The organism is Indolivaga capnocytophagoides DSM 22835, from assembly GCF_000426485.1.
Taxonomy (GTDB): Bacteria; Bacteroidota; Bacteroidia; order Bacteroidales; family Dysgonomonadaceae; genus Dysgonomonas_A; species Dysgonomonas_A capnocytophagoides.
Genome location: NZ_AUFL01000019.1, coordinates 55,456 through 76,369, shown reverse-complemented (window position 1 = coordinate 76,369; position 20,914 = coordinate 55,456). Strand labels below are relative to the sequence as shown.

The 20,914-nt window shown below is 37.8% G+C and carries 24 protein-coding genes; 10 read left to right on the top strand and 14 right to left on the bottom strand.

Annotated elements, in window-relative coordinates; genetic code table 11:
- Positions 1 to 2 precede the first annotated feature (2 nt).
- The 4 genes from K322_RS0111450 to K322_RS0111435 form a co-directional block, all read right to left on the bottom strand.
- Entirely contained in the window at positions 3 to 587 is a 585-nt protein-coding gene (locus tag K322_RS0111450; protein ID WP_026627018.1) for a PASTA domain-containing protein, read from the bottom strand.
- Positions 588 to 843: 256 nt separating this feature from the next.
- Entirely contained in the window at positions 844 to 1,308 is a 465-nt protein-coding gene (locus K322_RS0111445; RefSeq protein WP_026627017.1) for an Lrp/AsnC family transcriptional regulator, read from the bottom strand.
- 190 nt (positions 1,309 to 1,498) lie between these two features.
- Complete coding sequence (locus tag K322_RS0111440; protein ID WP_026627016.1) at positions 1,499 to 2,503, bottom strand: FKBP-type peptidyl-prolyl cis-trans isomerase; 1,005 nt, start codon at positions 2,501 to 2,503, stop codon at positions 1,499 to 1,501.
- Between the two features lie 73 nt (positions 2,504 to 2,576).
- Entirely contained in the window at positions 2,577 to 3,161 is a 585-nt protein-coding gene (locus K322_RS0111435) for an FKBP-type peptidyl-prolyl cis-trans isomerase (protein ID WP_026627015.1), read from the bottom strand.
- Between the two features lie 164 nt (positions 3,162 to 3,325).
- On the opposite strand from K322_RS0111435, the gene K322_RS0111430 reads away from it, so the two are divergent.
- Positions 3,326 to 4,012, top strand: a complete 687-nt coding sequence (locus K322_RS0111430) for an SIR2 family NAD-dependent protein deacylase (RefSeq protein ID WP_026627014.1) — start codon at positions 3,326 to 3,328, stop codon at positions 4,010 to 4,012.
- A 19-nt stretch (positions 4,013 to 4,031) separates the two neighbouring features.
- Here K322_RS0111430 and K322_RS0111425 read toward each other — a convergent pair whose 3' ends face one another.
- The 8 genes from K322_RS0111425 to K322_RS0111385 form a co-directional block, all read right to left on the bottom strand.
- Complete coding sequence (locus K322_RS0111425) at positions 4,032 to 4,280, bottom strand: DUF4834 family protein (protein ID WP_026627013.1); 249 nt, start codon at positions 4,278 to 4,280, stop codon at positions 4,032 to 4,034.
- Positions 4,281 to 4,556: 276 nt separating this feature from the next.
- Positions 4,557 to 5,297 carry a CDP-alcohol phosphatidyltransferase family protein gene (locus K322_RS0111420; RefSeq protein WP_026627012.1) on the bottom strand — a complete coding sequence of 247 codons (741 nt, stop codon included), beginning with the start codon at positions 5,295 to 5,297 and terminating at the stop codon, positions 4,557 to 4,559.
- A 3-nt stretch (positions 5,298 to 5,300) separates the two neighbouring features.
- Positions 5,301 to 5,969, bottom strand: coding sequence for a phosphatidylserine decarboxylase family protein (locus K322_RS0111415; protein ID WP_026627011.1), 669 nt, complete (start codon positions 5,967 to 5,969; stop codon positions 5,301 to 5,303).
- 323 nt (positions 5,970 to 6,292) lie between these two features.
- Positions 6,293 to 7,228: a ribose-phosphate pyrophosphokinase gene (locus K322_RS0111405; RefSeq protein ID WP_026627010.1), complete on the bottom strand. Its 936-nt coding sequence runs from the start codon at positions 7,226 to 7,228 to the stop codon at positions 6,293 to 6,295.
- A gap of 258 nt (positions 7,229 to 7,486) precedes the next feature.
- Positions 7,487 to 8,311: a patatin-like phospholipase family protein gene (locus tag K322_RS0111400; RefSeq protein ID WP_026627009.1), complete on the bottom strand. Its 825-nt coding sequence runs from the start codon at positions 8,309 to 8,311 to the stop codon at positions 7,487 to 7,489.
- Positions 8,312 to 8,501: 190 nt separating this feature from the next.
- The gene (locus K322_RS0111395) at positions 8,502 to 8,996 is read right to left on the bottom strand and encodes a CvpA family protein (protein WP_026627008.1); all 495 of its coding nucleotides are present in this window, start codon (positions 8,994 to 8,996) and stop codon (positions 8,502 to 8,504) included.
- 95 nt (positions 8,997 to 9,091) lie between these two features.
- The gene (gene rpmH / locus K322_RS0111390) at positions 9,092 to 9,244 is read right to left on the bottom strand and encodes a 50S ribosomal protein L34 (protein ID WP_026627007.1); all 153 of its coding nucleotides are present in this window, start codon (positions 9,242 to 9,244) and stop codon (positions 9,092 to 9,094) included.
- Between the two features lie 208 nt (positions 9,245 to 9,452).
- A complete protein-coding gene (locus K322_RS0111385) occupies positions 9,453 to 11,156 on the bottom strand; it encodes a SulP family inorganic anion transporter (protein ID WP_026627006.1) in 1,704 nt (567 codons plus the stop codon).
- 195 nt (positions 11,157 to 11,351) lie between these two features.
- Between K322_RS0111385 and K322_RS0111380 the strand changes: the two genes are divergently transcribed.
- The 5 genes from K322_RS0111380 to K322_RS0111360 all read left to right on the top strand — a co-directional run bounded on the left by K322_RS0111380 (position 11,352) and on the right by K322_RS0111360 (position 15,439).
- Complete coding sequence (locus tag K322_RS0111380; RefSeq protein WP_026627005.1) at positions 11,352 to 12,161, top strand: alpha/beta hydrolase; 810 nt, start codon at positions 11,352 to 11,354, stop codon at positions 12,159 to 12,161.
- A gap of 148 nt (positions 12,162 to 12,309) precedes the next feature.
- Positions 12,310 to 12,972, top strand: a complete 663-nt coding sequence (locus K322_RS0111375; RefSeq protein WP_087880862.1) for a DUF5715 family protein — start codon at positions 12,310 to 12,312, stop codon at positions 12,970 to 12,972.
- Between the two features lie 28 nt (positions 12,973 to 13,000).
- The gene (gene truA / locus K322_RS19270) at positions 13,001 to 13,789 is read left to right on the top strand and encodes a tRNA pseudouridine(38-40) synthase TruA (RefSeq protein ID WP_051290767.1); all 789 of its coding nucleotides are present in this window, start codon (positions 13,001 to 13,003) and stop codon (positions 13,787 to 13,789) included.
- A 36-nt stretch (positions 13,790 to 13,825) separates the two neighbouring features.
- Positions 13,826 to 14,725, top strand: coding sequence for an EamA family transporter (locus K322_RS0111365; RefSeq protein WP_026627003.1), 900 nt, complete (start codon positions 13,826 to 13,828; stop codon positions 14,723 to 14,725).
- A 66-nt stretch (positions 14,726 to 14,791) separates the two neighbouring features.
- Positions 14,792 to 15,439, top strand: coding sequence for a DUF3256 family protein (locus K322_RS0111360; RefSeq protein ID WP_026627002.1), 648 nt, complete (start codon positions 14,792 to 14,794; stop codon positions 15,437 to 15,439).
- 79 nt (positions 15,440 to 15,518) lie between these two features.
- Here the strand turns inward: K322_RS0111360 and K322_RS0111355 are convergent, their stop codons facing one another.
- Positions 15,519 to 15,797, bottom strand: a complete 279-nt coding sequence (locus K322_RS0111355; RefSeq protein ID WP_026627001.1) for a GNAT family N-acetyltransferase — start codon at positions 15,795 to 15,797, stop codon at positions 15,519 to 15,521.
- Between the two features lie 631 nt (positions 15,798 to 16,428).
- On the opposite strand from K322_RS0111355, the gene trmB reads away from it, so the two are divergent.
- On the top strand, positions 16,429 to 17,211 hold the full coding sequence (trmB, locus tag K322_RS0111350; protein ID WP_026627000.1) for a tRNA (guanosine(46)-N7)-methyltransferase TrmB: 783 nt from the start codon (positions 16,429 to 16,431) through the stop codon (positions 17,209 to 17,211).
- Between the two features lie 14 nt (positions 17,212 to 17,225).
- Positions 17,226 to 18,335: an Mrp/NBP35 family ATP-binding protein gene (locus tag K322_RS0111345; RefSeq protein ID WP_026626999.1), complete on the top strand. Its 1,110-nt coding sequence runs from the start codon at positions 17,226 to 17,228 to the stop codon at positions 18,333 to 18,335.
- Positions 18,336 to 18,392: 57 nt separating this feature from the next.
- Here K322_RS0111345 and K322_RS20650 read toward each other — a convergent pair whose 3' ends face one another.
- Positions 18,393 to 18,512 carry a ComC/BlpC family leader-containing pheromone/bacteriocin gene (locus K322_RS20650; RefSeq protein WP_084158571.1) on the bottom strand — a complete coding sequence of 40 codons (120 nt, stop codon included), beginning with the start codon at positions 18,510 to 18,512 and terminating at the stop codon, positions 18,393 to 18,395.
- A 170-nt stretch (positions 18,513 to 18,682) separates the two neighbouring features.
- Here K322_RS20650 and K322_RS0111335 point away from each other — a divergent pair, with 170 nt between their 5' ends.
- Positions 18,683 to 20,071, top strand: a complete 1,389-nt coding sequence (locus tag K322_RS0111335; protein ID WP_026626998.1) for a sensor histidine kinase — start codon at positions 18,683 to 18,685, stop codon at positions 20,069 to 20,071.
- 115 nt (positions 20,072 to 20,186) lie between these two features.
- Positions 20,187 to 20,867: a response regulator transcription factor gene (locus K322_RS0111330; RefSeq protein WP_026626997.1), complete on the top strand. Its 681-nt coding sequence runs from the start codon at positions 20,187 to 20,189 to the stop codon at positions 20,865 to 20,867.
- Positions 20,868 to 20,914 lie beyond the last annotated feature (47 nt).

Here is a 20,914-nt window from a genome sequence, read left to right as displayed (position 1 = left end):
CATTAATATATTTCAGTCGTTGTAGTATCTATTTCGGTACTATCTGCTGATACACCTCCATCTCCGACCCTAAGGGTAAGCACTGAGTTTTTAGGTATTTTTTGACCTGCTTTAACGGTTACTCCTCTATAAGCTACTCCAAAAACAAGATCCTGATACTGAGAAGGAACTTTTTCTATATTTATCCGACTAAAGCCTAATGCTTTAAGCAACGCCTCAGCCTGCCTCAGCGAAGCATCTTCCAGATCAGGCATAGAAACAAGCTGTTCACTTTTCGCCTGCACAGTAAGATATATGGTTCGTCCTTCTTTCACATGTGATTTTCCGAGAGGAATCTGTTCAACGATCGCACCGGGTACACCATCCTGATTATACACAGAGTCTACTACCTCATAGCGAAGGCTCGACGATGCAATAATAGATGCTGCATCCTGAACCTGAAGCCCTTTTAAATCCGGCACTTCTATCGACTCATTATGGCGTGTATATTTATTCAGGCAAAATAAAGTTATCGCAATCAATATAACAGCCAGGATAAGCATTAATAAGACATTCCTGACATATATGTTAGTTGTTATCTTTTTCAAAAAGTCTACCATTTTGATTTCCTATTTATGGACAATACATCCGAATTGCAAAAGTATTAAAAAATATATGAAAGCATATGCTTTTCACTTTTTTTGTATGAAGAGGAAGGTGTTGATGTCCGGATTTTAGCATAACGGAATCATGTAAAACACGGTAAACTGCATAAAAACCAAAAGGATAATCTACTTTTAGCAGACTATCCTTTTGATTTCTTATGTGAAATAAAGAAGCTTGAAAACTTTAAGGTCTCAGATCTTATTCAGCCTTTGTTATAGGGATCTGCCGTTTTACACCCTGGCTCAAAGAGATCATTGTTTCGGTAGCCACAACTCCGGGGATTTCCTGGATTTTGTTATTCAATAAGTCCATTAAGTGTTCGTTGTCTCTAGCATAAAGTTTCACTAGGATTGTATAAGGTCCTGTAGTAAAATGAGATTCTACAATCTCGGGAATTTTATCCAACTCGGGTATAACGGTTTTATACATAGAACCTTTTTCAAGTTTTACCCCGATATAAGTACATGTATTATATCCTAAAACTTTAGGATTGATTATATAACCCGAACCGATGATCACTTTCATCTCTATCATTCGCTGCACACGCTGATGAATAGCCGCACGCGAAACACCACACTCCAAAGCCACATCCTTGAATGGGATACGGGCATTCTGAGATATTATCTCCAGAATCTTTTTGTCAAGTTTATCGATTTTCTCCATATTCTATCTTTTTATTAGATTTAACTGCCAAATATAATGGTATTTTTTTGATATACCGCTTTTTTATATAAAAAGACTCACTTTCACTTACTATTTATTGTAAAAAAAGACATTTTAAGATATTCTTAAATAAATAAAATGCTCTGACATATATTGCCAGAGCATTTTATTATTATCATTTTGTATGATATTACTTCTCGATGCTAACTAGTTCGATATCGAAGATCAAAGTAGAGAAAGGAGAGATAGAGCCAGCTTGCTGACCGCCATAAGCTAAATCGTAAGGGATATATAATGTCCATTTTGATCCGGCAGGCATCAATTGCAATGCTTCTGTCCAACCTTTAATAACCTGTCCAACTCCGAATACAGCAGGATCTTTACCTTCATTTGTTTCGAATACAGTTCCGTCGATCAAAGATCCTTTATAGAATACTTTCACACGGTCTGTTGCAGCAGGTTTTGCCCCGGCTCCTTGTTTTACCACTTTGTATTGAAGTCCGCTAGGAAGTGTTACAACACCATCTTTAGCTTTGTTTTCTGCAAGGAATTTCTGTCCTGCTTCAATTTGTGGCTGATATTGAGCTTTCAACTCTTCTTCGTGTTTAGCCTGAGCTCTTTTTTGAGACTCCATTGCTTTAGTCTGAACCAATTCAGAAGAATTTGCAATAGCAATCTTTTCATGTTTCAAAGAATTCAAAACACCGGCAAGTAAAGCAGTTTTGTTTATCTTAGCTGAGTCCAGCACTTGATTTTCGAAATTTTCAGACATTTGTTTCAATTGTCCTCCGATCTGAAGACCATTGAAATAAGCATCCTGATCTTTGCTGCTTGAATTGAAGCTTTCGTTAAGACCTTTTATAAACAAAGCAAGGTTTTTAGAATTAGCTTTATTTAGAGAGTCCAATTTTGTTGTCAATTCTTTTTCTAAAGTAGCTTTTTTAGCAGCATCAGATTCAGCTGCGATACGCTGAGCGTACGAAGCCTTGAACATAGCAGTATCTTGTGTTACTCCTAATTGGGTCAAGTATTGGCTAAGACCGCTTTCAGCTAATTGTACTCCATAAGCATAAGATAAAGAGTCAACTTCTGTTTTTAATGATGCGTTAGGAGTTGCAGTTCCTCCATCGCAAGAAGCTACTGAAGCTCCGATTGCAGCAATCGCACCTAGTGCTAGAATTTGAAATTTTTTCATTGTTAAGGCAAATGTATTTAATAAGTAATTATTTACTTGTTTCTTTAAAAAAAATATTTCTTTCAAATATTGATTATACGATATCCAAAACTTCTACCTCGAACACCAAAGTCGAATTAGGCTCGATAGACTGTCCGGCTCCTTGTGCTCCGTAAGCAAGATCCGATGGGATAAAAAGTTTCCATTTAGAACCAACCGGCATCAACTGTAAAGCTTCTACCCATCCTTTGATAACCTGATTAACACCGAATGTTGCAGGTGTACCACGCTGAACACTGCTATCGAAAACAGTACCATCGATCAATGTTCCATGATAATGGCATTTTACCTGATCGGTAGCCGCAGGAATCTTTCCGTTTCCTTCTTTAATTATCTCATATTGTAATCCGCTGGGAAGAGTAACTACGCCTGGACGATTTTTATTGATAGCAAGAAACTCTTGTCCTGCTTTCAGATTTATAGTCAGTTTTTCGTCTTGTAATTTGGTGAAGTATTCGTTGATTACGTTTTTTGCTTCATCGTAATTCATCGATGTCTGCTTTTGGTTCAATACATCATCTATAGCTTTAGCGAATGTTTCTATATCAAGCTTATTGATTCCCGAACTTAAAAAATTATTGGCGATGCTCAGACCTAAAGCATAACTGATTTTATCCATTTGTTTTTCAATTAAAAAATAGGGATTTATTCCCTGTTTGGTTTATTACATACTTTGTTGCTGCAAAAGTAATTCTTTTAGCGATATTTTATCTAACTTTCGTTCTCGAAATTATATCTTATTTGAAGAGAGATCTGTTAAATCTTTCAAAAAAATGTGTGAAAATGAAGAATATAGTAGTTCTGACAGGAGCAGGGATGAGTGCAGAAAGCGGAATCGCAACATTCAGGGATTCCGGAGGTTTATGGGATCAATATAAAGTAGAAGATGTAGCCACTCCCGAGGGATTTATGCGCAATCCCCAGCTGGTTCTTGATTTCTATAATAAAAGACGTCGGGAGACAATTAATGCAAAACCGAATAAAGGACATCTGCTGCTAGCATCTCTGCAGGAAAAGTACAGTGTACACATTATCACACAGAATGTAGACAATCTTCATGAAAAGGCAGGAAGCAAACATGTGCTGCACCTGCATGGAGAGTTAATGAAAATACGGTCGTCCCGAAATCCGGATCTGATTATGGACGCCGACCCTCAAAATCCCGATACCAAACTTGGAGACAAAAGCTCGGACGGCTCACAAATCCGCCCTCATATTGTTTGGTTCGGAGAAGCCGTTCCTATGATGTACGAAGCTGAGAAAATTACCGAACAAGCCGATATCCTTATCGTAATAGGAACCTCCCTCAATGTATATCCTGCTGCAGGTTTAGTAAATTACGTTTCACCTGATACTCCGATCTACCTGATAGACCCGAAAGATGTTTCGATATACCGTCCGAATGTAACTTTCATAAAAAAAGGCGCATCAGAAGGAATGAGTGACCTTATTAAATTACTGGAAAAGTAAGAATCCCTAATCGTTTTTACTATTTGACTTCTTCGTAATCGACATACTCGCCTTCGTCTTTACTGAAGACTTTTCCCTGAGGCTGCTGCCCCGCATCAGACGTAGAACTATCGTTATGAGATTGTTGATTGTTGCGGGATGTACCGCCGAATGACGATGAGACTCTTGCCCCTTTCGTGAAAAGCCGCAGGAATCGAAGAATAAATCCCACTCCTAATCCAATGATCAGGAAAAATATAAGTAATATGAAGAGTAAAAAGCTGCCCATTTTCTATTTCCGTTTGGAGTTTTAAAGGTTTTCGACCTTTTTAAGGTTCCAGATCTATTTATTGACTTTATAAGCATAAAAGCAACAAGTAGTTATTACTCTATAATGCATCATTAAATACTTTCTGTTACTTAATTTATCGAATTACATAAACACTAAGGTATGATAACGAAACTTATCATAAGCCTAAAAATACGGCAAAAGACATTAACGAGGAAAACTTTTTGTAAAATTTAACGACTATACAGGCTTACCGCCTTTCCTGGTCATGAGGTATCAACCGTTTTTTGACTGAGTACGCTTGGCTGACACGACTGACAATATGATATATAAAATAATCCCTGCTGCTATGCCCAATACATTCCAAAGTATAACTGCCGCTATCATAAAAACAACCAAAAGGTAGCGAAGTTCATTTCCTTTCAATTTCAGGCTCTTGATTTTTAGTGAAAACATAGGTATTTCAACAATCATCAACAACGAAAATACAATAATAAGAACAACGGTCGGATAAAAAAGAAATAGCTGCGTCAGCTCATCAAAACGGCTTGCCCCAAGACAAAAGCTAATCCAGAACAAAGCATTGGCAGGAGTCGGCAATCCGATAAATGTAGTTGACTGCCTCTCATCTATATTAAATTTTGCAAGACGCAGACCTGAGAATATAACCAATAAGAAACTTATATAAGGAATAAGTTCACGCAGATAAAAAGAAGTCCCATCAGAAAAATCAAAAAAAGGAGACCCTAAAGTGTTATTTGTGGATAGAAAATGAAAAACAGCCAAAGCCGGCGCCAATCCGAAACTAACCATGTCGGCGAGAGAATCCAACTCCTTTCCCAAAGGAGAATAAGCCTTCAACAGACGAGCCGAAAAGCCATCGAAAAAATCGAAAACAGCTCCCGTAATAACCCAAATCACCACCCATAAATAATTACCGTTAAACGCCATAACACAGGCGATACAACCCGAAAGGATATTCATGGATGTAAGGAAATTGGGTATATGCTTTTTCATTTTCTATATTTTTTGAGGAAGTTCTCCTATTACAGTCTGGTTACCGATTACATTCTGATCAAGAGTAACATTGATTTTGGTATCAAGAGGCAAGAACAAATCCACTCGGGATCCAAGTTTTATAAATCCCATATGATCATCAATATGCGCACGTTCTCCTTCTTCGGGATATGTAACGATACGCTTAGCCATGGCTCCGGCTATCTGACGCATAAGCACTTCCACCCCGTCGTCTCTTCGTATAACAACTGTCGATCTTTCGTTTTCGACACTTGATTTTGGCAGATATGCAGCCTGAAACCGTCCGTTATGATGTTTTTTAAAGATCACTGTTCCATTCACCGGAAACCAGTTGGCATGAACATTCAACGGCGACATAAAAACAGATACCTGTAAACGATTATCTTTAAAATATTCGGATTCGAATACTTCTTCTATCGCAACAATCCTGCCATCGGCCGGACATACTATCGAATTATCCATATCTCCTTTGAATCGTCTGAACGGGCTTCTATAAAAATTCAGAACAATAAAAAAGAAAACGACTGATGCACTTAATACTACATATGTGAAAATATTTTTCCCGAAAAAGTAAACCAATGCGCCGTTTATAACAGATAAGATTATAAACAGAATTACTAGTTCGCTACGTCCTTCATGATGCAATTTCATTCTTAAAACTTATTTTAAGGTCTCAGACCTATTTTAATTCACATTCATTATGTTGATTGTCTATTATTGCGTATTCTTAGATAACAATAACAATCACCCCTTGCGAATAAGATACAAATTTTCTTGAATATTTATTCTTCAGTCGCTATTTTTCGTGGAGCAAAAATATTCTTATTTATGCAAACTGCAAAATAATCAGAAGATATAAAAGCCGGAAGCACCGGATATGCAAGCAACATTTGTGTTGCGAACATCTTATAATAAAACAAAAAAGCCGGAACGAACCATTCTGATTCAGTTCCGACCTTCTTATATAAGTTTTATTACAATACGTATAATGAGCTGATAGATTCGTTATTACAAACCCTTCTGATAGAGTCTGCAAAGACATCCGCAATAGACAGAATAGTCACCTTTTCGCATTTTTTAGAATAAGGTATACTGTCTGTAAATAACATCTCGGAGAGAGCCGATTTATCCACTCTTTCGGATGCAGGGTCAGACATCACCGCATGGCTGGCAATCGCCCTCACCGAACGGGCTCCGTGAGACATCATCAAATCGGCAGCCTTGGTTATTGTTCCGGCAGTATCTACAATATCGTCAACCAAGAGAACATCCATTCCTTCAACATCTCCGATAATTTGCATTTCCGATATTTCATTTGCTTTCTTTCTGAGCTTGTAACAGATTACCATCGGTACTCCGAAATATTTCGCATAAGAACTGGCACGTTTCGTACCTCCGACATCGGGCGTTGCTATAACGAGATTTTCTTTATCGAGAGTGTCGATATAATTGGTAAAGATAGCCGAAGCATAAAGGTGGTCTACAGGAACATCAAAGAACCCTTGTATCTGGTCGGCATGCAAGTCCATTGTGATCAAACGGTTTATTCCGGCTGCACCCAGCATATCGGCAATAAGTTTTGCACCGATAGACACACGGGGTTTATCCTTACGGTCTTGTCTTGCCCAACCGAAATACGGAATAACAGCGACAATAGATCTGGCCGAAGCTCTTTTGGCTGCATCAATCATAAGAAGCAGTTCCATCAGGTTATCTGAAGATGGATAAGTAGACTGTATCAGAAAAACCTGACGTCCACGGATTGATTCTTCGTACGATACAGAAAACTCTCCATCGGCAAAACGCTGTATGTTCATGTTACCAAGGGGACAGCCTAGACTGTTACAAATTTTTTCTGCTAAATAACGGGAATTAGTTCCGGAGAAGATTTTAAATGGTATTGATTCCATTGATGAGCTTTTTATGATCTCAGACCTTTTATTACATTGGTAAATAAAATAATCTAAGCCAGTTATGATTGAAATTAATATATTTTTTACTTATCTACTGATTTACGCATGCAAATTTACAAAACAAATCATTACCAGTTAAATATCAACTGTGAAAATATCAGGAGTTCAAAACTTTTTTATCATTTTGACAGACAATCATAGGTTGAACGGCATATACATCAGAGATATACTATAAATATTATCACACTTCCAGGCTCAGATCTTCTTGATCTCCTTATTTTCGCTGACTCTGTTTATAATCGCCTGATTCTTTATTTTTTCAAATTCTTTCTGCGCAGCCTCGTATCCGATATTCGCTATTTCCTGAGTATGATCGAGCGTAAACATGGCATATTTCGACAGAGCGTTAGTTTCAATTAATATATCACACAGCTTACGGTCGGCAAACGAATTAGAGACCGACATATAATGAAATGACCGCTCGGCAATATACAGCAACGAGTTTTTATACTCCTGCTTAGTCAGTGGCGCAACGTTTACTCCGATAACCGTTTCGCAATCGAACCGGATAGGGGTAACAGGAAAATTCTTAAACAATCCTCCATCAACATAATACACTTCATTAATCAATGCGGGAGTAAATATAATAGGAAAAGCACATGACGCTATGACAGCAGGAATGAGAGGTCCCCTATCGAAAACAACGCTGGTTCCGTTCGCCAGATCCGTTGCTATTATCTTCATGGGTATCTGCAGATCTTCGAAAGTTTTAGCCTTAAGATGAGTTTTTAGAAAACGCTTAAACCTATCCGTTTTAAATATTCCTGTATGAGGAATAGTTAATTCGGCAAATTCTTTAAATGATTTTTTCTTGAAGAACGACATTATTTCATCCGGACTATTTCCGTCCGCATAAAGCACACCGGCAAAGGCTCCGGCACTGGTCCCGGCTATAATATCAGGATGCAGCCCCTGCTCATCCATGGCTTTCAGCACTCCGATATGGGCAAAGCCTTTAGCTCCACCACCACTTAATGCTAAACCCAGTTTATATTTATATTCTTCATCTTCGTGAGGCATAAAACCCGAGTATTAAGGTCTCCGACCTATTTATCTGTATATTACAGAACAACTAAACAGGATTATTGTTAAGCAGTTCAATTTCCAAATTTAAGTAAAAAAAAGGATTTAATAGTATGCTTCTAATTTGTAACCGATTTGAGGCATTTTATTCACCATCGTAACAAAAAAATCTAAGATCTTAGACTAATTATTCTTTGTCAAACTCGAATTTCAAAAACGGAACAATATGCGGTGCAAATGGCTGCACGTACTTATACATTTTAGAGCGGTTGATTGTATCTTCGCTTATTATATAGTGTTTTGAATCAATCTTCCCTATTAAATTTATCACTATACTTATTGCCAACATCCACTTAACAAGGCAAAGAACTACTCCTGCCAACCGGTTCAGAGTCCCCATCTTTGCGGCTTCAATCACGCCTTGAATCAAAGTACCCAACAAATAAAATGCTAACATAATAAGGGCAAATGCCAGCATATACGAAAGGGGAGCCAGTATATATTCCGACGAATGGCTTTTACCTTGCAACACCGGCAAAAGAATAGATGATATCTGACCGGACAATATAGCACCGGCAATTAATCCCGCCAAAGTCGCCAGCTGTTTAATCAAGCCAGTCTTATATCCTTTAAAGACACAATATATAACAACAATGTATATCAATATATCAAACCAAGTCATCTCTTTATCTGTTAAGGATTCAGATTTAAAACAACAAAAGTAAGAATTAATTAATTCTTACTTTTCGATATTGTCAGGTTTTACTGATAAATTCCTTATTTCGCAGCTTCGTCAGATACAGAAAGTTTAGCTCTTCCTTTTGCTCTGCGTGCAGCCAATACTCTGCGTCCATTAGCTGTAGCCATTCTTAAGCGGAAGCCGTGTTTGTTTATTCTCTTTCTTCTTGAGGGTTGAAAAGTTCTTTTCATCGCTTTATATATTTTTTCGTTATTATTTTCTGAAATCTGAATTCGGCTTGCAAAAGTAGAGAGTTTATTTTAAATATACAAGAATATTCCAATTTTAACTTACCAAAATCATTGTATATTAAGTAATAGTCCATATTCGACCTTTATTTTAATCCATGTATCAACTTTTGCAGTAATATTACACCATACAATAGAAAGGTCTGAGAGCTTAGTTCCCCTCTTCTGTATCGATTGTCTTTTTATCTATTATCTCGTTTGCTCTTTCAAGCGCAACTGTGATATTCGGACATACGTTTTCCTTGCTAAGAATCTCCGAAAAGCCGAACTTATCCAATGCCTCATGCACGTTGGGACGTACACCTGACAAAATAATCTGAATATCCTCACCCTGGGACTTCATACATAAGCTTTCCAGATTGTGCAATCCTGTAGAATCGATAAAAGGAACTTTACGCATACGAATAATCCGAACCAACGGTTTATCTCCAATAATCCGCATGCTCTCTTCAAACTTATTGGCAATACCGAAAAAGAATGGTCCGTCTATCTCATAAACTTCCACTTCTTTGGGAATAGAAAGCATATCTTCATTCGTTCCGCTGTCGGTCGGATTTAATTCATCTGTAATAACAGATATCTGAGTGACATCCATAATACGTTTAAGGAAAAGAAATACAGCTAACAATAATCCGATTTCGATTGCTATTGTCAGATCAAAAATAACGGTCAGCAAAAAAGTTGTTACCAACACAACAACATCGGCTTTGGAGTTCCGCAGTAAAGCTAAGAACGAACGCCACTCACTCATATTATATGAGACTACAATAAGTATTGCCGCAAGACAAACCATAGGTATATGCTGAGTCAGTCCACCAAGAAACAAAACCACAAGCAGTAAAAAGGTAGCATGTACTATCCCTGCAACAGGAGTCCGTCCTCCATTACTTACATTGGTCATTGTTCGCGCCAATGCTCCTGTTGCCGGAATACCTCCGAACAGCGGAGCTATTATATTAGCAACACCCTGCGCAACAAGCTCCATATTGGAATTATTCTTCTCGCCCGTAACACCATCAGCAACATTCGCAGAAATCAGAGACTCTATAGAACCCAAAATCGCTAACGTAAAAGCATACGGAAACAACAGATTTATTGTTCTCATATTAAATGAGACACCTTCTATATCGGGCAATGTACTTTTGAAACTAAATCGATCCCCTATCGTTTCCACAGAATCTATCCCAAGAAAATGCCTCAGACAGTAAGCCAAAACAGTAATAAAGATGACAGCCAAAAGAGACCCGGGTATTTTTTTTGAAATTTTATGGGAGAATATAATAATCAATAAACTCAACACCCCTACTCCAAAAGTTATATAATCAATAGTCGAGAAATTATTCAGATACAAAGACCATTTCCCTAAGAAATCAGGAGGAATATTATCGACTTTCAATCCGAAAAAATCCTTTATCTGGGTCGAGAATATAGTCACGGCTATACCACTCATATACCCCACAATAACCGGATAAGGTATATATTTAATCACCACCCCAAGCTTAAGTACTCCCATGAGTATAAGCATTATTCCCGACATTATGGTTGTGATAACCAAGCCATCGAAACCAAACTGCTCTATAATATTGTAAACAACAACAATAAATGCTCCGGTAGGGCCTCCGATCTGTACAGTACTACCTCCCAATGCAGAAATCACAAACCCTGCAATAATAGCCGTATAAAGCCCCTTTTCGGGACTAACCCCTGAAGCAATACCAAAAGCTATTGCCAAAGGCAAAGCAACTATCCCCACTATAAGCCCGGCCATGACATCTGCCATGAACTTATCTTTATTATAGCCTTTAAGAGAATCGAGTATCTGCGGCCTGAATGTTTTGAATCTATCCGAAACCATTGTTTTGAGTAGGTTATTTTTTAAGGTCAGCAAAGGTATAAAATGATTTGCTGTTTAACGAAGTTATTCTCAGTATTAAATAGAAGGAAAGTTTATTTCCGCAAAATCGGACTAAGCTTAATCAATAATATTTATCTTTATCGAAGAAGATATACTTAACCTGTATCTGGCCGGATACACCATATTTTAAATATTATGCAAAAAAATTTCATCCTCTTCCTGTTACTACTTTCGGTAAACCTCACCGGATTTTCCCAGAATTATGAATTAAAGAAAGACATTTCTTATATATCGGAGACCGAAAAAGATCCCTATAAGAAAGATCGTTGTAAACTCGACATCTATTATCCTACTGACAAAAAAGACTATCCAACCATCGTATGGTTTCATGGAGGTGGACTGGAAGGAGGAGGAAAGGATATTCCTCAGGAACTGAAAGACAAAGGAATGGCTGTTATCGCCGTCAACTACCGGCTAAGCCCAAAAGCAACCAATCCGTCATATATCAATGATGCAGCCGAATCAATAGCATGGGTATTCCGTAATATAGAATCATTTGGAGGAAATCCTCAAAAAATTTATGTATCCGGACATTCTGCGGGAGGATACCTTGCTCTGATGGTCGGGCTTGACAAATCTTATCTGAATAAATACGGAATTGATGCAGACCGCATAAAAGGGTTTATACCCATCAGCGGACAAACCAATACCCACTTCACTATAAAAAAAGAACGGGGCTTACCTTACGACATTCCATATATAGATGAATATGCACCTATCAGCCATGCACGGAAAGAAGCATCTCCAATTCTGCTTATTACAGGTGATAAAAATCTTGAGATGACAGCCCGTTATGAAGAGAATGCACATTTATATGCCATACTGAAAGCAGTAGGGCATAAAGATGTTACTCTATACGAACTCGAAGGGTTTGACCATGGAGCAGTGTATGCCCCGGGCTGCTATCTGGCCATCGACTGGATCAGAAAACATGAGAAGCAATAAAGTTTCAGAAACAGAAGAAACAGGGTAACGTTTGTCACCTTTGTCACCTTTTAAGCACAGAAAGGCATAGAGGTAATGTCTTATTCCCCATTTTTATTGCTATTTTTGTCCCCCGAACAAAATGATTTTTACACATTCTTTTTTATTGATGTTTGTATATAAGACTATTATATATGCTATGCTTGCATTAAGCATATTCGCATGTAAAAAAAAGGACAAAGAAGCAGAAAAAACCGAAGAAAGTATACCGAAGGTGTACACTCGGTTTCGAGGTGATTATAAAACCTTCAATGATATGCCCGAAAAGCATTTGTCGGCAGCAATGGCTAAAGGTATCACCCCGATGATAAACAGGGAAGATACAGCCAAACATGTAAAAGACATGGTGAGGTTACCGATGGAGCTGAATCTGTATAAAATAGACAAGCTGACTCATTCCGTGCCTTATCTGGTTCCCGATGCGTCGGCTCTGCTTATTCAGATCTGCGCCAATTTCAGGGATTCTCTTAAGTCCAAAAAGCTGCCTTATTACAAACCTATCATAACCAGCATCACCCGCACGCAGGAAGATGTTACTGGATTGACCAAACGGAACCGTAATGCAAGCGACAATTCGGCTCACACTTACGGAACAACATTTGACATCTCGTGGAAACGTTTTCAGAAAATAGGAGTAAGCGGAACCAACGATGTCAGCGTAGATAAATTGAAGTTAATATTAGCTCAGGTATTACACGACCTTAGAGAAAGAGATAAATGCTACATAGTACATGAGCGCAAGCAGGCCTGTTTTCATATAACAGTACGATAAGGCTTGCTTTCAGATAAACCATTTTGGGATGAATCGCTATTTTATATATCTGGCATATAATGGAGCAAATTATTGCGGATGGCAGACCCAACCGAACGGGCTGGCCGTACAGGAATCAATAGAAAAAGCTCTGTCGACACTACTTAGAACTACTACTCCGATTGTAGGAGCAGGACGCACCGACGCCGGAGTACATTCGCGACGGATGGTAGCCCACTTCGACGGAAATGTAGAAGACACGGAAGTACTCAAAGACAAAATGAACCGGATACTTGCCAATGATATTGTGATATATGATATTGTTCCGGTGACCAGTGACGCACACGCCCGTTTTGATGCCACATCCAGATTGTATCGCTATTATGTGACCACTCGCAAAGATCCGTTTATGCATCCATTCAAATATAAGGTACATGGCAACATGGATATCGACAGGATGAACCGATGCGCCAAGGTACTTTTCGAATATGAGGATTTTACCAGCTTCAGTAAACTGCATACAGACGTTAAAACGAATAACTGTACCATTATGCAGGCAGAATGGATACGGCAGGATGACGACTATGTATTTACGATCAAGGCAAACCGATTTCTCCGAAACATGGTACGTGCCATTGTCGGCACCTTAATTGAGGCAGGGCGAGGCAAACTGGACGAACAGGGAATGCGGCGCATTATAGAATTGAAAGACCGGGGCGCAGCCGGATTATCAGTTCCTGCGCAAGCCTTATTTTTGGATGAGATAGAATATCCTTCACACTTATTTTTGAATAAAGATCACAAACCGTTTTATTATAACAGGCAAGACCTGTTGTAACATAAAAATACACCTTTAAAATACAATCTTCTGATTATGTGGTTAGCTTTAGCCTTTGTTTCGGCTTTTTTCTTAGGATGTTATGATATAAACAAAAAGATGTCGGTGCACAACAATGCGGTCATTCCCGTATTGTTTCTCAACACTCTTTTCTGTACGCTGCTGTTATCGCCGCTTTTTTTGATTTCCCGTTTTTCAGAAGCAACCTTAAGCGACACAATATATTATGTACCGACGGTCACGCTGGAAGCACACGCATACATTATCCTGAAATCCATCATTGTACTTTCATCGTGGATATTCGGATATTTCGCCACCAAACATCTTCCGCTTACCATAACAGGCCCTATTAATGCAACCCGCCCTGTAATGACACTTGTAGGAGCTCTTCTTATATTCGGAGAACGTCTCAACCTGTATCAATGGATCGGAGTTTTGCTCACTATCGTTTCGTTTTTTCTACTCTCGGCTACAGGAAAGAAAGAAGGTATAAATTTCCGGCAAAACAAATGGATTCTGTTTATCTTCATTGCCGCTGTTCTTGGAGCAATCAGCGGATTATATGATAAATACCTCATGCAGAAGTTCAGTTCCACAGCTGTTCAGTTTTGGTATAACCTGTATCAATGCATCATGATGTTTGTTGTGCTTATCATTCTATGGTATCCAAAGAGGGAAAAATCAACTCCGTTTTCATGGAAATGGAGCATACTATTGGTCTCCCTTTTTCTGACAATAGCAGACTTTGTATATTTCTATGCTTTGGCTGATCCGGATGCTATGATTTCGATTGTGTCTATGGTTCGCCGGGGATCAGTTGTCGTATCATTCATCGGAGGAGTATTGTTCTTCCATGAAAAAAACTTAAAAGGGAAAGCTATCGATTTAGTTTTGATAATAATAGGGATGTTTTTCCTATATTTGGGTACAAAATAGGGGCGTAAGCTCATTATCCATGGAGAGAGCTACTCTCTTATTAATTCAGATCAGATTATTTTAAATATGAAAAAGATACTATCAGCACTATTTATACTTCTTCCTTTGATTAGTACAAAAGCTCAGGACATTGCTGCTCTTGTTGTAACAATGCCCGATAACATGACAATAGGCGTAACAGTGGATCAGAAGAAAGAACTGGCTGTTGCCGAAACCGATTCTATCGAAAAGAAAGTATTTGTAATAAACGCGGTAGGAGATTCGATTGAAAGACTGGCTTATTCGGACGATTATATTTCATTGAAAACTTCCGACGCAGGCACTCTTCAAATCAAACTATTGCCATTAGTAAACAATACCAATATAGTAGGAGTTATCACCACGGTTTGCGGAGATCTTTGCGACAGCCGTATCGATTTTTATACAACATCGTGGCAGCCATTGGATAAATCAACGTTATTTCCGACAATAAACAAAGATTCCTTTCTGAAGAAGGATATTGACCGCAATTCAGTTGATTATGTGAATGCAAGTGCTCCAGTTGATCTGACTCCTGTAACATACAACTTTTCAGAAAAGGACAAAAACATTACAGTTGAATACCAGTTAGAAAATTATCTGGCAGCAGATGACTACAAAGCTATACAACCCTATTTAAACACAGAGCCTAAAATTTTCGAATGGAATAAATTCGCATACAAAGAAAAACAATAAAGTCTCTATCTTTTTAGCTCCATCCGACATTATAGCGAATGCAAGCTATATGTCGGTAAGTCTCTAAATTTGCCCCCTACTACAGTAACTTGTGATATTCGGGATGTCGGTCGATATACGTTTTCGTATATGGGCAAATAGGCAGCACCCTGTATCCGTTTGTTTCGGCAAAGTCCAGAAGAGCTTTGGTCATAGCTCCGGCTATACCCTGCCCTTCGTATTTAGTATTAACTTCGGTATGAGGTACAATCATGACTTTTTCATCAGTCAATTCGTAATCGACCAATCCGATAACTTCCGTATCGAGCTTGGCTTCAATACGGCTATTCGTGACATTATTTACAATCTTATATTCCATAAATTAAGGTCTCTGACCTATTTATTGACTTTGCAAGCATAACAGCAACAGCAGATTATAGCTTCAAAATACATCATTAAATATTTACTATTATTTATAAACAAAACTGACCTCTATTTGGTTTTAAGGTTTTCGGCTTTTTAGAATTAAGGTCTCAGTCCTTTTTATAATATTGCCAGATATCGATATCAGATACTTTTGAGAGATAATTCGGTTATTCACATATCCCTTTTCCAGAATTACATCTTTTGCCGTATCTTTGTTTATGATTAACGAGGTATGTTTACAGTATTTTATCTATTAGATGAGTTCTTTGAACAGTTGGCGTAAATCAATTATCAGTCAATAAAAAGGGAATGAGATTGCCGAAAAAAGTATCATCCGAAAAAGTGAATATAAAAAATGTAACTTTTGTTACCTTTTGGAAAATAATCCCAAACCCAGAGAGGTTTACCCTGACGGCAGTAAAATCCCTTTTAGGGGACAGAGGGATAAAAGCAACGGTGAGAAACGGACAAATTTGGTGTAACTTTTGTCACCTTTTTCATTTAGGCAACTGATAAACAAGGACAAACAAAACTTATAACTTTAATAATAAATAAACAGGTCTGCGACCTTATTTCGATTTGTAATGGGAAAAAATAAGCTGGCTAAGTTTGCCAATATGGAAGAATATCCTCATGTATTTCAATACCCGTTTTCGGTACTACGTGAAAAAGGGTTTGAGATGAAGGGCAAATGGAATGAACAATTCTTTAAAAATGACCACCCCATAGTTCTTGAACTGGGATGCGGCAAAGGAGAATATTCGGTTGGCCTTGCGAAACTATTCCCTGAAAAAAATTTTATAGGCATCGATATAAAAGGTGCACGTATGTGGACAGGTGCAAAACAGTCGTTGGAAGAATCGCTTTCGAATGTCGCTTTCCTGAGAACACATATCGAATTACTTGAGAATTTCTTTGCGCCATCGGAAATTTCGGAAATATGGATAACATTCCCCGATCCTCAAATGACCAAAGTCAATAAACGCATGACATCAACTCGCTTCATGAAACTCTATCGTAAGTTTCTGAAACCCGAAGGAGTCATTCATTTAAAAACTGACAGCAACTTTATGTTTACATATACATCGGCGATGGTCGATGCAAACAAGCTGCCTGTATTATTCCGCAATGATGATTTATACGCATCGGATCTTCAGGATAAAATTCTAGGTATTAAAACCTACTACGAGCAGCAATGGATTGCACGGGGATTAACGATAAAGTATATCAAATTTGAGTGTATCGACAAAGCAGAATGGACTGAACCTGAAATAGAAATAGAACAAGACAGCTATCGTAGTTTTGGGCGTAATAATTCCCAGACACTGAGCAAACAATTATCGAAACAAGACGAATCAACTAAATAATAAAAAAGATGAGCATAAACATATATCCTAAGCTTATATTAGACGCTCTGAAAAATGTGCGTTACCCCGGAACAGGGAAAGATATTATCGAAATGGGATTTGTTTCAGATGATATCCATATTGATGGGAAAAAAGTGAGTTTTTCGTTAGTTTTTGAAAAACCGAATGATCCTTTTATCAAATCTGTGGTAAAAGCATGCGAAACTGCCATACTTACTTTCATCGATCCCGATGTCGAAATCAAGGGAAATATCGAAGTTTTAACAAAAGAATTACCGAAGGCAGAACCTGCAAAATTATTACCGGATGTTAAAAATATCATTGCAATAACATCAGGAAAAGGCGGTGTTGGAAAAAGTACGGTGACTGCAAATCTTGCCGTTGCTTTAGCCATGAAGGGCTATAAAGTGGGGCTGCTTGATGCTGACATCTTCGGACCTTCCATGCCCAAAATGTTTAATGTAGAAGACGATCAGCCCTTTCTGGAAGCGGTAAATGGAAAAGAACTCATTGTTCCTATCGAAAAATACGGGGTTAAGATGCTTTCTATAGGTTTCTTTGTCAAGAAAGAAAGCGCAATAGTCTGGCGTGGAGCAATGGCCGGAAATGCACTGAAACAGCTAATCACCGATGGCAACTGGGGTGAACTCGATTATTTCTTAATAGACTTTCCTCCCGGCACAAGTGATATACACCTGACCCTGGTACAAACATTACCTATAACCGGTGCAGTGGTCGTAAGTACCCCTCAGGAAGTGGCATTAGCCGATGCCCGCAAAGGTATAGACATGTTTACCAATGATAAGGTCAATGTCCCTATTCTAGGTATAGTCGAGAATATGTCGTGGTTTACTCCTGCCGAACTTCCAGATAACAAATACTATATATTCGGTAAAGATGGAGCTAAGAACCTCGCTGAAGAAATGAATATTGAACTGATAGGACAGATACCTTTAGTACAAAGCATACGTGAAGGAGGAGACAATGGAAGCCCTGTTGCTTTAAACGAAAATTCGATTACAGGAGCCGCATTCGGCGTACTAGCTGACAATCTGGTTACTGCTGTTGATAAGAGAAACAAAGAGAAAGCACCAACCACAAAGGTTGATGTCAGTCATAAATAAACAAAAAGCGGCAGGGTATAAAAATCCTACCGCTTTTTATTATTTCTTAACAATCACTTACATCTCTACTACAACAACTGAACCATTAATTTCAATGTAATATTTTATACCACCTTGAATCTTATTTAGTTCTTTTGCGTTCAATTGTTTGAAATTATTCAATCCTGTCTTTTTCATAACCTTAATTATTTATTTGTTTAGTACAAAAAAAGCAAGGTTTTACGACATCGTTTATAATTAAATTGTAATATTTTTCTAATATTTCTCTTGATATATTATTCTATTTAACTACAATAACCGAAAATATATTCTTATATTTATCTTTACTTTAAGAATAAACAATATTTATGGAAAATGTATCATTCAGAGATAAATTATTAACCTGGGTATCAATAGTATTCGTGATACTTATCTTTTTATTTCAGGCAGGAATTATTTATAGTTTGTTCCAGACAAATATGAATCTTCTGACACGTGAGTTGAATTTACTCACAGACGAAGTTTATACTACCAGCCTAGATAAACGTCTTGATGCAGGAAAAAAAGATGTAGAAAATAAGATTAAAATTAAGGTTGATGATGCTCCGGAAGTACCGGATACAATTCAAGGCAAAAATGTTGTCTTTTTTAAGAAAGACAGTCTACCCAAGAACACCGAACAGATATCTCCATCTGCAATATTAAATCTGGCTATTGAAGAATTTATCAGTCAGACTCACCCACTTAATCTTGTAGAAATGAGCGAGGAAGTAGCTTCCGCTCTTAAACGTAATAATATAAATCTACGCTTTTATGTAGAGATCGTGGATCTGTCGGCAAATAAAGTTCTGGAAACAACTCTTCCGGCAACAGCTCATCCGTCGAGTATACTGTCTTCCAAAAATCTGCCGTTAAATATAAAGCAGACTAAAGTCTTACGTATTGTACTTATCGAACCGATGAGTAAAATATATCCCCAAATGGCATGGATGTTAGTATTGTCGCTCCTCCTGTCTTTAGTTTGTATTTACTGTTTATATTTCCAATTGAAAACACTGTCTAAACAACGCAAATTAGCGCACTTAAAAAGCGACTTCTTCTCTGAAGTATCACATGAGTTTAAACGTCCTCTATCTGTTCTAAAACAAGCTGTCAGCTCTTTAGATAACGAAAAGATTATAGGAGACAGAGACCGCAGATCCAAATTACTGAAAATAGCGGATCTGGAAATTACAAAAATGACAGAGAAAACAGAAATGCTATTAAGTTTGGCTATGGACGATGAAGGTATCTTCGAAGTCAATAAAACTGAGTTTGATTTTGTGAAAGTTGTTTATGACCTGGCAGATGAAGCTCTGGACACTACAACCAAACCAATAGATGTAGATGTGGTGAACGAAGTAAAAAATCCGTATATCATAGCTGACCAGTGTCACATAGAACAGGTTGTCTCTAACTTGCTGGGAAATGCCATTAAATATTCGAAAGCTGTAATTGATATACACATAAGAATCTACGAAGAAGGAGCATACACCTGCATAAGTGTAAAAGATAACGGATTGGGAATTGCTGCAGACGATCTTAATGTTATATTCGATAAATATACACGAGTTGCCAAAACGGCCAATATCAAAGGTCATGGAATCGGGCTGAACTATGTTAAAAGAATCATCGAAAAGCACAAAGGAATCATCGATGTTGAGAGTGAAGTAAGCGTAGGCAGCACATTCACTATAAAAATACCTACTAATGGCTAAATATATCCTATAAATACATAACAGAGTATAGGCTGTAAAAGAACTTCTTTATTATCTTTGTTTATATTTTGACAAGCAAACTTTTACAGGCACTTTTTATTATTTATAAAGCAGTATGGCAAATATATTATTAGTAGAAGATGATGAGAACTTAGCATATATGCTCTGTGAAAATCTAGAGATTGAAGGCTTTGAAGTGAAGCACATCAACAAAGGGGCAAAAGCGTTAGCTGAACTCGAAGTGAATCTAGCTGACTTATTATTAATGGACGTTGATCTGGAAGATAATATAAGCGGGTTTGATGTTGCAGAAAGCGTTCGGATGGTTTATCCAACACTACCCATTATATTCACAACCGGGAAAACACACTTCAAAGATGTTGAAAGAGGGCTTAAGCTAAGATATGTCGACTATCAAAAGAAACCTTACGGAACAAAAGAACTTCTGGCACGGATCAATAATCTGCTTAACAGAGTAGTAGAAACAAACGAGAAACGATTTGTATTCTCCGGATTCTCTTTCAATCCCATGGAGCAGATTGTATCAGTGGACGGCAATGAAATCCGGATAGCTAAAACCGAAGCTGCATTCCTTCGCTTATTATGTGAAAATGTCAACACCGTTGTTACTAAAGAAAAGATAGTATGGATATTGTGGAATGAAGAAGATGTTTACCAGAAAGAGCATTCGCTAAACAATCTGGCGCACAAAATACGTAAATATCTGGAAGGAAACCCTTATGTAGACTTAGTTACAATCTCTAAAGTCGGATATAAACTTATAGATAACAAGTAATCCTGAATCCGCCTGATAAATCAGATATCTTATAAAACAAAAAAGCA